The organism is Rhizobacter sp. OV335 (assembly GCF_900142965.1).
Lineage (GTDB): Bacteria > Pseudomonadota > Gammaproteobacteria > Burkholderiales > Burkholderiaceae_C > Rhizobacter.
Genome location: NZ_FRCQ01000022.1, coordinates 80,259 through 92,886, shown reverse-complemented (window position 1 = coordinate 92,886; position 12,628 = coordinate 80,259). Strand labels below are relative to the sequence as shown.

The 12,628-nt window shown below is 69.1% G+C and carries 11 protein-coding genes; 10 read left to right on the top strand and 1 reads right to left on the bottom strand.

The window, feature by feature from the left end:
- Position 1 precedes the first annotated feature (1 nt).
- On the top strand, positions 2 to 724 hold the full coding sequence (locus BUE42_RS21365) for an amino acid ABC transporter permease (protein WP_073467311.1): 723 nt from the start codon (positions 2 to 4) through the stop codon (positions 722 to 724).
- Here the strand turns inward: BUE42_RS21365 and BUE42_RS31730 are convergent.
- Entirely contained in the window at positions 678 to 1,541 is an 864-nt protein-coding gene (locus tag BUE42_RS31730; protein ID WP_073467310.1) for an AraC family transcriptional regulator, read from the bottom strand. The genes BUE42_RS21365 and BUE42_RS31730 overlap by 47 nt on opposite strands.
- A gap of 136 nt (positions 1,542 to 1,677) precedes the next feature.
- Here BUE42_RS31730 and BUE42_RS21355 point away from each other — a divergent pair, with 136 nt between their 5' ends.
- From BUE42_RS21355 to BUE42_RS21305, 9 genes are all read left to right on the top strand, one after another.
- Positions 1,678 to 3,780 (top strand): glycoside hydrolase family 52 protein, encoded by a 2,103-nt coding sequence (locus tag BUE42_RS21355; protein WP_073467309.1) that lies wholly within the window; start codon positions 1,678 to 1,680, stop codon positions 3,778 to 3,780.
- A 266-nt stretch (positions 3,781 to 4,046) separates the two neighbouring features.
- Positions 4,047 to 5,825: a carbohydrate-binding protein gene (locus BUE42_RS31725; RefSeq protein ID WP_083614363.1), complete on the top strand. Its 1,779-nt coding sequence runs from the start codon at positions 4,047 to 4,049 to the stop codon at positions 5,823 to 5,825.
- A 176-nt stretch (positions 5,826 to 6,001) separates the two neighbouring features.
- Entirely contained in the window at positions 6,002 to 6,220 is a 219-nt protein-coding gene (locus tag BUE42_RS21335; protein ID WP_073467307.1) for a TOBE domain-containing protein, read from the top strand.
- Between the two features lie 26 nt (positions 6,221 to 6,246).
- Entirely contained in the window at positions 6,247 to 6,849 is a 603-nt protein-coding gene (locus tag BUE42_RS21330) for an RBBP9/YdeN family alpha/beta hydrolase (protein WP_073467306.1), read from the top strand.
- Between the two features lie 24 nt (positions 6,850 to 6,873).
- The gene (locus BUE42_RS21325) at positions 6,874 to 7,515 is read left to right on the top strand and encodes a peroxiredoxin (RefSeq protein WP_056802860.1); all 642 of its coding nucleotides are present in this window, start codon (positions 6,874 to 6,876) and stop codon (positions 7,513 to 7,515) included.
- A 341-nt stretch (positions 7,516 to 7,856) separates the two neighbouring features.
- Positions 7,857 to 9,380, top strand: a complete 1,524-nt coding sequence (locus BUE42_RS21320) for an acyl--CoA ligase (RefSeq protein WP_073467305.1) — start codon at positions 7,857 to 7,859, stop codon at positions 9,378 to 9,380.
- A 193-nt stretch (positions 9,381 to 9,573) separates the two neighbouring features.
- A complete protein-coding gene (locus BUE42_RS21315; RefSeq protein ID WP_073467350.1) occupies positions 9,574 to 10,524 on the top strand; it encodes a Bug family tripartite tricarboxylate transporter substrate binding protein in 951 nt (316 codons plus the stop codon).
- Between the two features lie 25 nt (positions 10,525 to 10,549).
- Positions 10,550 to 11,047 (top strand): tripartite tricarboxylate transporter TctB family protein, encoded by a 498-nt coding sequence (locus BUE42_RS21310; protein ID WP_073467304.1) that lies wholly within the window; start codon positions 10,550 to 10,552, stop codon positions 11,045 to 11,047.
- A 58-nt stretch (positions 11,048 to 11,105) separates the two neighbouring features.
- Positions 11,106 to 12,626, top strand: coding sequence for a tripartite tricarboxylate transporter permease (locus tag BUE42_RS21305; protein ID WP_073467303.1), 1,521 nt, complete (start codon positions 11,106 to 11,108; stop codon positions 12,624 to 12,626).
- The last annotated feature ends 2 nt before the right edge of the window (positions 12,627 to 12,628 follow it).

Sequence of the window (12,628 nt, the reverse complement as noted above, 5' to 3'; positions counted from 1 at the left end):
GATGATCGAGCTGATCCAGACCTACTGGCTCTACTTCCTGATCGGCCAGTACCCGAACGGCCCGCTGGGCGGGCTCGCGCTGACGCTGTTGCTGGCCGCGCTCGGCCTGCTGCTGGCGTTCCCGCTCGGGCTGCTGCTGGGCCTGGCTCGCATCAGCGAGCACCGCGCGCTGCGCTGGCCGGTGACAGCGCTGGTGTTCGTGGTGCGCGGGATCCCGCTGCTGATGGTGGTGTTCTGGGCCTACTTCTTCCTGCCCAGCGTCACCGGCCACAAGACCGACCAGTTCAGCACGATGCTGATCGCGCTGGTGGTGTTCGACGGCGTCTACATCGCCGAGATCGTGCGCGCCGGCGTGCGCGGCATCCCGGACGGCCAGATGCATGCGGCGCGCTCGCTCGGCTTCGGCCGCTTCGGCGCGTTGCGCTACGTGATCCTGCCGCAGGCGCTGCGCCACATGCTGCCGTCGCTGGTGAACCAGTTCGTCTCGACGATCAAGGAGACCTCGCTCGGCTACATCATCGGGCTGACCGAGGTGGCCTTCATCACGACGCAGATCAACACGCAGGTGTTCACGAAGCCGGTGCAGGTGTACAGCACGCTGGCCCTGACCTACTTCGTGCTGTGCTTCGGGCTGTCGCGCGTCGCGTATGCGATGGAGCGGCGCCTGGGCGTCCAGGCTACGAGCGGCGGTAGTCGGCCGGCGCCACCCCGCACCAGCGCTTGAACTGCCGGCTGAAGTGCGCACCGCTGGCGTAGCCGAGGCGCTCGCCGACGGCTGCGATGCTGAGTTGCGCATCCATCAGCAGCAGCTTCGCGCGGCGCAGCTTCAGCGTCGAGCGGTACTGGCGCGCCGACATGCCGTACACCTGCCGGAACAGCGCGTTGCCGTGGTCCGGCGTATAGCCCAGCCGGCGGATCGCGGCCTCGAGCGAGGTCTCGGCGCCGCCGCGCTGCACCTCGCGCTCGATCAGCTCGGCCAGCCGGCCTGCTGTCTGCAGCGCGAGCTGCGGCACCGGCGCGGCAGCGATCTCGTCGCGTTCCAGCGCCTGCGTCAAGGCCGCGAACAGCGACATCAGCGCCGCGGCCGTCTCGAGCCGGCGCGCCAGTGCCGAGCCGGCCACGCGGCCCTCGGCCAGCGCCAGCAGGCGCTGCAGCGCGGGCCGCAGGCTGTTCGCCAACGTGCTGTCGGCGCCGAACACGCGCGTGCCGGCGCCGCACAGCAGGCGCCGCAGCTCGAGGTCGTCAAGATCGAAGTGCACGCAGTACAAGCGCGAGGCGACCGGCGTGCTCGACGAATGCGCCTCGAAGGGCGTGATCAGCAGCAGGTCGCCGGCGTGCTGCTCCAGCGTGCGGCCGGTCAGCCGCACCTGCTGCTCGCCCGACAGCAGCAGGCAGATCTCGAAGTAGGGGTGGTCGTGCCGCGGGTACTGCCAGCGCGCGGCGACACGCCGGGTGTGCGCGTCCATCAGCGACACCGTGGTGCGCACGTCGGGCTGCTTCAGGTAGTCGGGAGCGCTGGGCTCGGAGCGGGCGGGGTGCATGCGCGGGGCAGGTGGAGGTGTCGCGGCTTGGGGCATGCCGTTCGCGCCTTGGGACATGGTCCGGCGCGGGCCTGCCTTCCAGAATCGGAACCTTACACCCAACAAGCCGCGCTCAGGGGCACCCAGGAGACACCGCATGCGTTCGCCAGACCCGCTGTCCGCCAACCGCTTCTTCAATACCCAGCACGCGCCGGTCGGCGCCCACGCCAGCCTGACGCTCGGCTTCCCCGGTGCCCGCGGCGGCATGGACCTGGAGTTGTGCGGCGCGCCCGGCCAATCGGTGCTGGTCGCGCTCGAATCGGCGCAGCAGCCGGGCCTGTTCGAGACGCTGCCGTTCTGCGAGCCGCCCGACGATGCGGAGCGCCAGCGTTTCGTCAGCGACCAGGGCGACTCGCACCTCGGTGCATCGGGCCTCGGCGCGCGGCTGTTCGCGCTGGACGAAGTGCAGCGCGAGTTCTCGCTGGCCACCGACAGCTGGCAAGCCGGTGACCTGCGCTTCACGCTGTACACGCCGGTGCGCGACCTGCCCGATCCCGATGCGAGTGAACCGCTCGACGCGATGCGCGCCTTCGTGCCCGCGGTGCGCGCCGAGATCGAGGTGGACAACCGGGCCGGCACGCGCGCGCGCCGGGTCGCGGTGGGCTTGTCGGGCATCGATCCGCTGCGCGGGCTGCGGCACCTGGCGTTCGGAGAAGGTGCCGGCATCGGCGACGGCCTGGAACAGGGCTTCGCGACCGACGCGCCCGGCGCCTGGTCCGGCATCGGCTTCGACCCGCTCGCGGTGCTGGGCGACCGGCATGTGAGCAACCGCGCGTCGATGCTGGGCGGCTGGGGCCTGGTCTGCGCCGAGGTGCCGGCCGGCGAGCGGCGCACGCTGCGCTTCGCGTTCTGCTTTCACCGCGCCGGCGTCGTCACCGGCGGCATCGCGACGCGCCAGCTCTACAACCGCTGGTTCGACTCGGTCGAGTCGGTGGCGCGCTTCGCGCTGTCGGATTTCGACGAGGCCGTGCAGGCCAGCCGGGCTGCCGATGCGCAGCTGGCGGCCAGCGCGCTGTCGCCGGCGCAGCGCTTCACGGTCGCGCACACGACCCGCTCCTACCTCTACTCGACCCAGCTGCTCGATCGCGACGGCCGCGCGCTGTGGGTCGTCAACGAGGGCGAGTACAACATGCTGAACACGCTCGACCTGGTGCCGGACCACTCGCTGTACGAAGGCCTGCACCACCCGTGGACCATCCGCAACGTGCTCGACCAGTACGCCGCCGGCTACTCGTACGAAGACGAGGACGGCGTCAGCTTCACGCACGACATGGGCGTCGACGGCATCTTCGCGCCGCCGGGCCGCTCGGCCTACGAGCGCGCCGGGCTGACCGGCTGCTTCTCGCAGATGACGACCGAAGAGCTGCTGAACTGGACGCTGTGCGCCGGGCTGTACGTGCACCAGGGCCGCGACCCGGCCTGGGCACGGCGCCATGCCGCGCTGCTGGAGCGCTGCCTGCAGAGCCTGGAGCGCCGCGACCACCCCGAGCCGGCGCAGCGCAACGGCGTGCCGCGCGCCGACAGCAGCCGCTGCGAGGGCGGGCGCGAAATCACCACCTACGACTGCCTCGACCCGTCGCTCGGCCAGGCGGCCGGCAACACCTACATCGCCGGCAAGGCGTGGGCGGCGCACGTCATCCTGCAACAGTTGTTCGTGCAGCTGGACCGGCCGGCGCTGGCCGAGCGGGCGCGCCGGCAGGCGCGGCGCGCCGCCGCGACGGTGGTGGCGGCCGCCCGGCCCGACGGCCTGATCCCGGCGTTGCTGGAGGCGCCCGACGATGACGCGGTGATCCTGCCGGTCATCGAGGCGCTGGCCTACCCGTGGTTCGCCGGCTGCCGCGACGCACTGGCCCCGGACGGCGAGTACGCGCCGTACCTCGCCGCGCTGAAGCGCCACGTCGGCGAGCACGTGCTGCGCGAGGACACCTGCCTGTTCGCCGATGGCGGCTGGCGCATCACCTCGCGCAGCGACAACACCTTCCCGGCCAAGAGCTACGTCTGCCAGTTCGTCGCCCGCGAGATCCTGCAAATGGATCTCGGCACCGCCGGCGCCCGCGCCGACCAGGCCCACGCCACCTGGCAGCTGCACCCCGAACTCAGCGTCCACTGCTGGAGCGAGCAGGTGAAGAACGGCCTGGTGTTCGCGGCCAAGTACTACCCGCGCGGCGTCAGCAGCCAGATCTGGCTGACCGAGGGTTAACCGGGTTCACACACGCCGCCTTGTTTGAAACGAAACGTAAGCAGTGCGACAGAATAAGTACCAAAGCAGACCGATACATAACCAATCTAATACCTGTTGATCGCTTGCTTTGGCGTCCGATGGGCACGGCTTGGCGGCTGGAGCCATCACCGTTACGTTTCTGAAAGCGCTCGCATCTTGTTGCAAGACACACGTCGTCGTCGGTGAAGGCGGCTTCGAAAATTCCCTCAGTGCTCCGTTGTCAACAACACTGAAAGGGACAGATCATGAAGAGCGTGGGAATGACCGTGGTGGCCGTGGCCATCGGCGGTTTGTGGTCGCAGGTGCAGGCAGCCAGCCTGCAACCGGCGACGGCGGCGGTGGCCGCACAGGCCGTGTCGTTCGACGGGATGCTGCTGGCGCAAGCCACGACGGCCCCGGCCTGGAAAGAAGGCGTGACCTACACCGCCGGCACCATCGTCAGCTACAACGGCGCGCTGTATGTCGCGCTCGTGACCCACACCGCCTGGGCCGGCACCAACTGGAACCCGGCCGCGACGCCGACGCTGTGGTCGCCGACCGGCGGCACCGCGCCGGCCCCCGCCCCGACGCCCGCTCCGGCACCTGCCCCCGCACCCGCACCGGCCCCCGCGCCGAGCCCGTCGCCCGCCCCGGCGCCCGGCACCTGCGCGATGCCGTGGTCGGCCAGCACCGCCTACAACGGCGGCGCGGTCGTCAGCGTCAACGGCGTGAACTACAAGGCCAACTGGTGGACGCAGGGCAACAACCCGTCGACCAACAGCGGCCCGGTCGGCAGCGGCCAGCCGTGGTCGCCCACCGGCAACTGCAACGGCGCACCGTCGCCGGCCCCTGCGCCGGCACCCGCCCCCGCACCGTCGCCTGCGCCGGCGCCCGCACCTGCCCCCGCTCCGGCCCCCGCACCCGCGGGCGACCTGCCGGCCGGCGCCCTGTCGGCGAACCAGAGCAAGCGCGTCTACGTCGGCTACTACCCGAGCTGGAGCGACAACTGGTTCGACGCCACCGGCAAGAGCCCGGCCGAGGTCTACAACGCCAGCAAGCTGGCGCGCGTGCCGGCGACCTACACGCACGTGATGGCCTCGTTCGCGGACCCGAACTTCTCGTGGGCCGGCATCGCGACGAACAGCTTCTCGGGCACCGGCATCAACTTCAACGCGACGCCGCGTGACATCAAGGCCGCGATCGACGTGCTGCACAAGCGCAACCAGAAGATCATCCTGGCCGTCGGTGGCGCGACCTACAACAACTGGGGTCCGATCGCGGCGGAAGGCGCGGCCGGCGGCGGCCCGATCATCAACGCGCTGGCCAAGATCCAGACCGAGATGGGCTTCGACGGCCTCGATGTCGACTACGAAGTCGACGGCGACGTGGACCGCTACGCCAACGCCATCAAGGCGCTGCGCAAGGCGGTCGACCTGGCAGGCGGCGGCCGCGTGCTGACGCTGGCCGGCTGGTCGAGCGGCGCGGACTGCACCTCGGGCACGACGGCCGACTCGCGCTGCGCCGGCAAGATGTCGTACTGGGGCGGCAACGCCGGCCGCGAACGCGGCGTGGTGCTGAAGTACCCGGCGACGGCGGCGATGCTCGACCTGGTCAACGTGATGAGCTACGACGCCCGCTACGAGCACTTCGACGGCGTGGTCGCGTACAACCAGTACCGCAGCCTCTACCCGTCGAAGACCATCGTGTCGATCGGCTTCGAGCCGGCACCGGAAGGTTGGAGCGGCGGCCAGTTGGTCATCAACGACGGCGACGCGCAGTGCGAAGGCTCGCGCATCCTGCAGGACCAGTACGGCGCGACGCTGAACCTGCCGTACTCGGTGCAGCGCTTCACGACGGCGGTGCTGAACAGCACGGCGTCGAACCGCAACCCGCGCGACGGCGCGATGCTGTGGGCCATCATCAAGCCGGCGTCCGGCTCGTGCGGCAGCGCCGCATTGGCAGCGCCCGGCACGGTCGGCCAGAAGGTCGGCAACAGCTTCGGCCTGCCGGTCGACCCGCTGCTGCAGTCAGCTGACTGGAAGTAGCCAGCGCCTGCACCAACGCCTGATCTAGCAAGACCAAGCGCCTTCTCCCTGCGGGGTGGAGGCGCTTTTTTTCGTCCGCCAAATTCGCTATCCGCATGACCTGATCCGGTTTCATTCCTTGCGACGGCCGCACCGCGTGCCCATCATCGATGCTCACTCTCACCCCGAGGTCACTCATGAGCATCACCGCCATCAACGTGCGCAACCAGTTCCGCGGCAAGGTCAAGGAAATCATCGAAGGACCGGTCGTGTCCGAGATCGACGTCGAGACCCCGTCCGGCCTGATCGTCACGTCGGTCATCACGACGCGTTCGGTGAAGGAGCTGAAGCTCACGGTCGGCAAGGACGTGATCGCGCTGGTCAAGTCGACCGAGGTGTCGATCGCCACTCTCTGACAAGTCCTTCTGACGGAGACCCTCCCATGGCATTCCACGGCAGCCCGGTGCGCGTGCTGGTGATCCCCGGCCTGCGCGGCAGCGGTCCGGCGCATTGGCAGAGCTGGCTGCAGGGCCACTTCCGGCGTGCGGTGCGCGTCGAGCAGGACGACTGGGACACCGCCGACCTCGAGACCTGGGCGACCCGCATCGGCGAGACGCTCGCCGCCGAGCCACTCGGCCCGTGGATCGCGGTGGCCCACAGCTTCGGCTGCCTGGCGCTGGCGCAGCACCTGCTGTCGACCTGCGGGCGAACCGCCCATGGCGTGCGCGGCGCGTTGCTGGTGGCGCCGGCCGAGCCGGGCCGCTTCGCGCTCGACGACCTGCCGCTGCGCCAACGGCTGCGCCTGCCGGCCACCCTGCTCGCGAGCGACACCGACCCGTGGATGAGCGCGCAGCGCGCAGAATCGTTCGCCCAGGCCTGGGGCAGCGGCTTCGTGAACCTCGGCGACGCCGGCCACATCAACGCCGAGGCGGGCTTCGGCCCGTTGCCGGCGGCGAAGAAGCTGACCGAGTTCCTGATCCACCGCGTCGAGCAATCACGGCGGCCCGAGCGCGCCGACCTGCACGAGTTCTCGTTCGCCGTCTGACCCACCCATCACCAGGAGACCACCATGAGCTTGCGATTGGGCGACATCGCCCCCGACTTCGAACAGCAATCGTCCGACGGCCCGATCAGCTTCCACAAGTGGCTGGGCGACAGCTGGGGCGTGCTGTTCTCGCACCCGGCCGATTTCACGCCGGTGTGCACCACCGAGCTCGGCCTGACCGCCAAGCTGAAGGACGAGTTCACGAAGCGCAACGTGAAGGCCATCGCGCTGAGCGTCGACCCGGTCGACTCGCACACGAAGTGGATCCACGACATCAACACGACGCAGAAGACGCGGGTCAACTTCCCGATCCTGGCCGATGCCGACCGCAAGGTGGCCGAGCTGTACGACCTGATCCACCCGAACGCGAGCACCACCGCCACGGTGCGCTCGCTGTTCGTGATCGACCCGGCGAAGAAGATCCGCCTGACGATCACCTACCCGGCCAGCACCGGCCGCAACTTCGACGAGATCCTGCGCGTGATCGATTCGCTGCAGCTGACCGATTCGCACAGCGTCGCGACGCCGGGCAACTGGAAAGACGGCGACGACGTCGTGATCGTGCCGTCGCTGCAGGACCCCGAGCTGATCAAGAAGAAGTTCCCGAAGGGCTACACGGCGGTGACGCCGTACCTGCGGCTGACGCCGCAGCCGAACAAGCCCTGAGGCATCCGTTCGCCCTGAGCAGGGACTGAGCCTGTCGAAGGCCCGTCCGTCGAAGGGTTGCACCCAGCGCGCGCAGGGCCTTCGACAGGCTCAGGTCCTTCGACGGGCTCAGGATGATCGGGCCCTTCGACAGGCTCAGGGCGAACGGTGTTTCTTTGCAGCCGCCGCAGCACCTGTTTTCCCCAGGGCAAACGGGTTCTGTGCGCCTGCCCGGGCATCCCCTTTCTTGCCAGCCCCCAGCTTCGTGCGGCACACTCGCCCCCGACAACAAGTAGAAACACACCACGTTGGGGGGCGTGCGTCGTCGACGCGCGGCCTCGTTCCCATCTAGCGAGGCACCGATGTCCCACAGCTTGAAGGATCTGCTTGCCACCGGCGTCGATGACAACGTTGCCGTCTCCGCCCCCGACCGGCCGCCGCTCCGGTACCGCGAACTGCGCCGGCTGATCGCCGAGACCCTCGCGCGGCTCAACGGCCTGGGCATCGCCCGCAACGACCGCGTGGCCATCGTGCTGAACAACGGCCCCGAGATGGCGACCTGCTTCGTCGCCTGCGCCTGCGGCGTGACCAGCGCGCCGCTGAACCCGGCCTACCGCGCCGACGAGTTCGAGTTCTACCTGTCCGACCTGAACGCGAAGGCGCTGATCGTCGAGCGCGGCAGCGTCTCGCCGGCGATCGACGTGGCCGCCAAGCTCGGCGTGCGCGTGATCGACCTGGTGGTGCACGAAGGCGCCGGTGCCGGCAGCTTCGTGCTGGAACCGCGCGACGGCAGCATCGCCGCATCGGCCGCCGAACCAACCTGGGCCGAGCCCGACGACGTCTCGATGGTGCTGCACACCTCCGGCACCACCTCGCGCCCGAAGATCGTGCCGCTGTCGCAGCGCAACCTGTGCGCCTCGGCCACCAACATCCGCAGCACGCTCGCGTTCACCGGCGCCGACCGCGGGCTGAACATCATGCCGCTGTTCCACATCCACGGCCTGATCGCCGGCGTGCTCGCGCCGCTGTCGGCCGGCTCACAGGTGTTCTGCACGCCGGGCTTCAACGCGCTGAAGTTCTTCGGCTGGATGGATGAGGCGAAGCCCACCTGGTACACCGCGGTGCCGACCATGCACCAGGCGATCCTGTCGCGCGCCGGCAAGAACGCCGACGTGATCAAGCGCCACCCGCTGCGCTTCCTGCGCTCGTCGTCGTCATCGATGCCGCCGCAGGTGATCCGCGAACTCGAGGAGGTGTTCGGCGCGCCGCTGATCGAGGCCTACGGCATGACCGAGGCCACGCACCAGATGGCGTCGAACCCGCTGCCGCCGAAGGCGCGCAAACCCGGCGCGGTCGGCCTCGCGGCCGGGCCCGAGGTGGCCATCATGGGCGACGACGGCGGCCTGCTGCCGGCCGGCGGCATCGGCGAGATCGTGATCCGCGGCGCCAACGTGACGCGCGGCTACGAGAACAACCCGAAGGCCAATGCCGAGGGCTTCACGAACGGCTGGTTCCGCACCGGCGACCAGGGCACGATGGACGCCGACGGCTACATCAGCCTGACCGGGCGGCTGAAGGAAATCATCAACCGCGGCGGCGAGAAGGTCAGCCCGCGCGAGGTCGACGAGATCCTGATGGACCACCCGGCCGTCGCGCAGGTGGTGTGCTTCGGCATGCCGCACCCGAAGCTCGGCGAGGAAGTCGCCGCGGTCGTCGTGCTGCGCGAAGGCCAGCCGGCCACCGAGCGCGAGCTGCAGGCCTTCGTCAGCACACGGGCCGCCGACTACAAGGTGCCGAAGAAGATCCTCTTCATGGACGAGATCCCGAAGGGCGCCACCGGCAAGCTGCAGCGCATCGGCCTGGCGCAGAAGCTCGGCCTCGGCTGACACCGTTTTCCTCCCGGGCGAACCCTGCCGGTCGCCCGCGGTCGGCGTCCGTGAGGACGTTGGCGGCCGCACCCACAAGAACGACACCGATGGACCCCGGGGGCATGTGCCCCCAGCGTGACTACCAAAAGGAGCGATCTTGAAGTACCAGCAGTTCAAGCAGTGGGCGGCGGCCGCGACGGCGCTGTGGGCGATGGGCGGGGGCGGGGCGGCACAGGCCTGGGAGCCGGCCAAGCCGGTGGAGTTCGTGGTGCCGGCCGGCACCGGCGGCGGGGCCGACCAGATGGCCCGCTTCATCCAGGGCGTGGTCGCGAAGAACAACCTGATGAAGCAGCCGATCATCGTCGTCAACAAGGCGGGCGGCGCCGGCGCCGAGGGCTTCCTCGACGTGAAGGGCGCGAAGGGCGATGCGCACAAGATCGTCATCACGCTGTCGAACCTGTTCACGACGCCGCTCGCGACCGGCGTGCCGTTCAACTGGCGCGACCTGACGCCGGTGGCGATGCTCGCGCAGGACGAGTTCGTGCTGTGGGTCAATGCCGAGTCGCCGTACAAGACCGCGAAGGAGTACATCGACGCGATCAAGGCGCAGCCGGCCAACAGCTTCAAGATGGGCGGCACCGGCTCGAAGCAGGAAGACCAGATCATCACCGCGATGCTCGAGAAGGCGGTCGGCAAGAGGCTCACCTACATCCCGTACAAGGGCGGCGGCGACGTCGCGGTGCAGCTGGTGGGCAAGCACGTCGACTCGACGGTCAACAACCCGATCGAGGCCGAATCACACTGGCGCGCCGGCAAGCTGCGCGCGCTGTGCGTGATGGACAAGGACAAGCTGCCGTACAGCACCAAGCTGACGCCGACGCAGAGCTGGAACGACATCCCCACCTGCGCCTCGGCCGGCGTGCCGGTCGACTACCTGATGCTGCGCGGCATCTTCATGCCGCCGGGCGCGACGCCGGAGCAGGTGGCGTTCTACGTCGAGCTGTTCAAGAAGGTGCGCGCGCTGCCGGAATGGAAGGACTTCATGGACAAGGGTGCGTTCAAGCAGACCTTCATGAGCGGGCCGGAGTTCGTCGACTGGCTCGGCAAGAACGAGCAGATGCACCGCGAGCTGATGAAGCAGGCCGGCTTTCTGGCGCAATAGACCTCTCCCCACAACGAGGTGATGCATGAGCGAACCTGAATCCGCACCGGTCGGCAAACGGTGGCCGGAGGTCGGCATGGCCGGCGTGCTGGCCGCGATCGCGCTGATCGTCATCGGCGACAGCCTGCGCGTGGGCATTGGCTGGGCCGACGACGGCCCGCGCGCCGGCTACTTTCCGTTCTACATCGGGTTGCTGCTGCTGGCGGCCGCCGCGAGCATCCTGTTCGGCGAGTTCCGACGCCGCAAGCAGCCCGACCCGGTGTTCGCCGAGCGCGCGCAGCTGCGCATGGTGGTCGCGGTGCTGCTGCCGATGGTGGTGTATGTCGCGCTGATCTGGGGGCTCGGCATCTACCTCGCGTCGGCGCTGCTGATCGGCTACTTCATGCGCCGCCACGGGCACTACCGCTGGCCGATGACCGTGGCGGTGTCGGTCGGCGTGCCGCTGCTGCTGTTCGCGGTGTTCGAGAAGTGGTTCCTGGTGCCGCTGCCGAAGGGCCCGATCGAGCATCTGTTCGGTCTCTAGCCAAGGCTGTAGAAGTTCCTCCGCCCGCGCACACAAGAACCCACAGGGAGAGAAGCGCATGGAAGAAATCACCAACCTGATGCACGGCTTCGGCGTGGCCCTCACGCTGCCCAACCTCGGCTTCATGCTGATCGGGCTGACGCTGGGCGTGCTGATCGGCGTGCTGCCCGGCCTCGGCGGGGCTAACGGCGTCGCGATCCTGCTGCCGCTGACCTTCTCGATGAACCCCACGTCGGCCATCATCATGCTGTCGTGCATCTACTGGGGCGCGCTGTTCGGCGGGGCGATCACTTCGATCCTGTTCAACATCCCCGGCGAGCCGTGGTCGGTGGCCACCACCTTCGACGGCTACCCGATGGCCCAGCAGGGCCGCGCGGCGCAGGCGCTGACGGCGGCATTCACCTCGTCGTTCGTCGGCGCGCTGTTCGCCGTGCTGCTGATCACCTTCCTCGCGCCGCTGCTCGCGAAGTTCGCGCTGAAGTTCGGCCCACCCGAGTTCTTCGCGGTGCAGCTGCTCACCTTCTGCAGCTTCGTCGGCACCAGCAAGGAACCGCCGGCCAAGACCATCGCGTCGATGATGCTCGGCTTCGCGCTCGCCGCCGTCGGCATGGACAGCGTGACCGGCCAGCTGCGCATGACCTTCGGCGTGCCCGAGCTGCTGAAGGGCTTCGACTTCCTGATCGCGGTGATCGGGCTGTTCGGCATCGGCGAGATCCTGCTGACGATGGAGGAGGGCCTGGCCTTCAAGGGCAAGAGCGCGAAGATCAACTTCAAGGTGGTGTGGCAGACCTGGGGCGAACTCGCGCGGCACTGGAAGACCTTCCTGCGCTCGACGGCCATCGGCTGCTGGATGGGCATCACGCCGGGCGGCGCGACGCCGGCCTCGTTCATGAGCTACGGCATGGCGCGGCGCATGTCCGACGACCCGCAGAGCTTCGGCAAGGGGCAGATCCAGGGCGTGATCGCGCCCGAGACCGCGGCGCATGCGGCCGGCACCTCGGCGCTGCTGCCGATGCTGACGCTGGGCATCCCCGGCTCGCCGACCGCGGCGGTGCTGCTCGGCGGCCTGCTGATCTGGGGGCTGCAGCCGGGGCCGATGCTGTTCATCGAGCAGAAGGATTTCGTCTGGGGGCTGATCGCGTCGATGTACCTCGGCAACCTGGTCGGGCTGATCGTCGTGCTGACGACGGTGCCGTGGTGGGCGGCGATCCTGCGCATCCCGTTCTCGGTGATCGCGCCGGTGATCATCGTGATCTGCGCGATCGGCGCGTACACCGTGCACAGCTCGATGTTCGACGTGGTGATGATGCTGGTGTTCGGCGTCGTCGGCTACGTCTTCAAGAAGCTGCGCTACCCGCTCGCGCCGATGGTGCTGGCGCTGGTGCTGGGCGACATGGCCGAGGCGAGCTTCCGGCAGTCGATGCTCGCGTCCCAGGGCAAACTCTCGATCTTCTGGTCGAACCCGCTGGTGGGCGGCATCACGGCGTTGGCGCTGGTGATCCTGCTGTGGCCGGCGGTGCAGCGGGCCCGTGCCTGGGCACACGCCCGCGGGACCGCACCGGTCGGAGAACATCCTTGAAG

Bases quoted from the DNA above. Each gene is read 5' to 3' on its own strand.
- BUE42_RS21310 (WP_073467304.1), top strand. From the start codon at position 10,550: ATGAGCGAACCTGAATCCGCACCGGTCGGCAAACGGTGGCCGGAGGTC.
- BUE42_RS21325 (WP_056802860.1), top strand. From the start codon at position 6,874: ATGAGCTTGCGATTGGGCGACATCGCCCCCGACTTCGAACAGCAATCG.
- BUE42_RS31730 (WP_073467310.1), bottom strand. From the start codon at position 1,541: ATGCACCCCGCCCGCTCCGAGCCCAGCGCTCCCGACTACCTGAAGCAG.
- BUE42_RS31725 (WP_083614363.1), top strand. From the start codon at position 4,047: ATGAAGAGCGTGGGAATGACCGTGGTGGCCGTGGCCATCGGCGGTTTG.
- BUE42_RS21330 (WP_073467306.1), top strand. From the start codon at position 6,247: ATGGCATTCCACGGCAGCCCGGTGCGCGTGCTGGTGATCCCCGGCCTG.
- BUE42_RS21335 (WP_073467307.1), top strand. From the start codon at position 6,002: ATGAGCATCACCGCCATCAACGTGCGCAACCAGTTCCGCGGCAAGGTC.
- BUE42_RS21320 (WP_073467305.1), top strand. From the start codon at position 7,857: ATGTCCCACAGCTTGAAGGATCTGCTTGCCACCGGCGTCGATGACAAC.
- BUE42_RS21315 (WP_073467350.1), top strand. From the start codon at position 9,574: ATGGGCGGGGGCGGGGCGGCACAGGCCTGGGAGCCGGCCAAGCCGGTG.
- BUE42_RS21365 (WP_073467311.1), top strand. From the start codon at position 2: ATGATCGAGCTGATCCAGACCTACTGGCTCTACTTCCTGATCGGCCAG.
- BUE42_RS21305 (WP_073467303.1), top strand. From the start codon at position 11,106: ATGGAAGAAATCACCAACCTGATGCACGGCTTCGGCGTGGCCCTCACG.
- BUE42_RS21355 (WP_073467309.1), top strand. From the start codon at position 1,678: ATGCGTTCGCCAGACCCGCTGTCCGCCAACCGCTTCTTCAATACCCAG.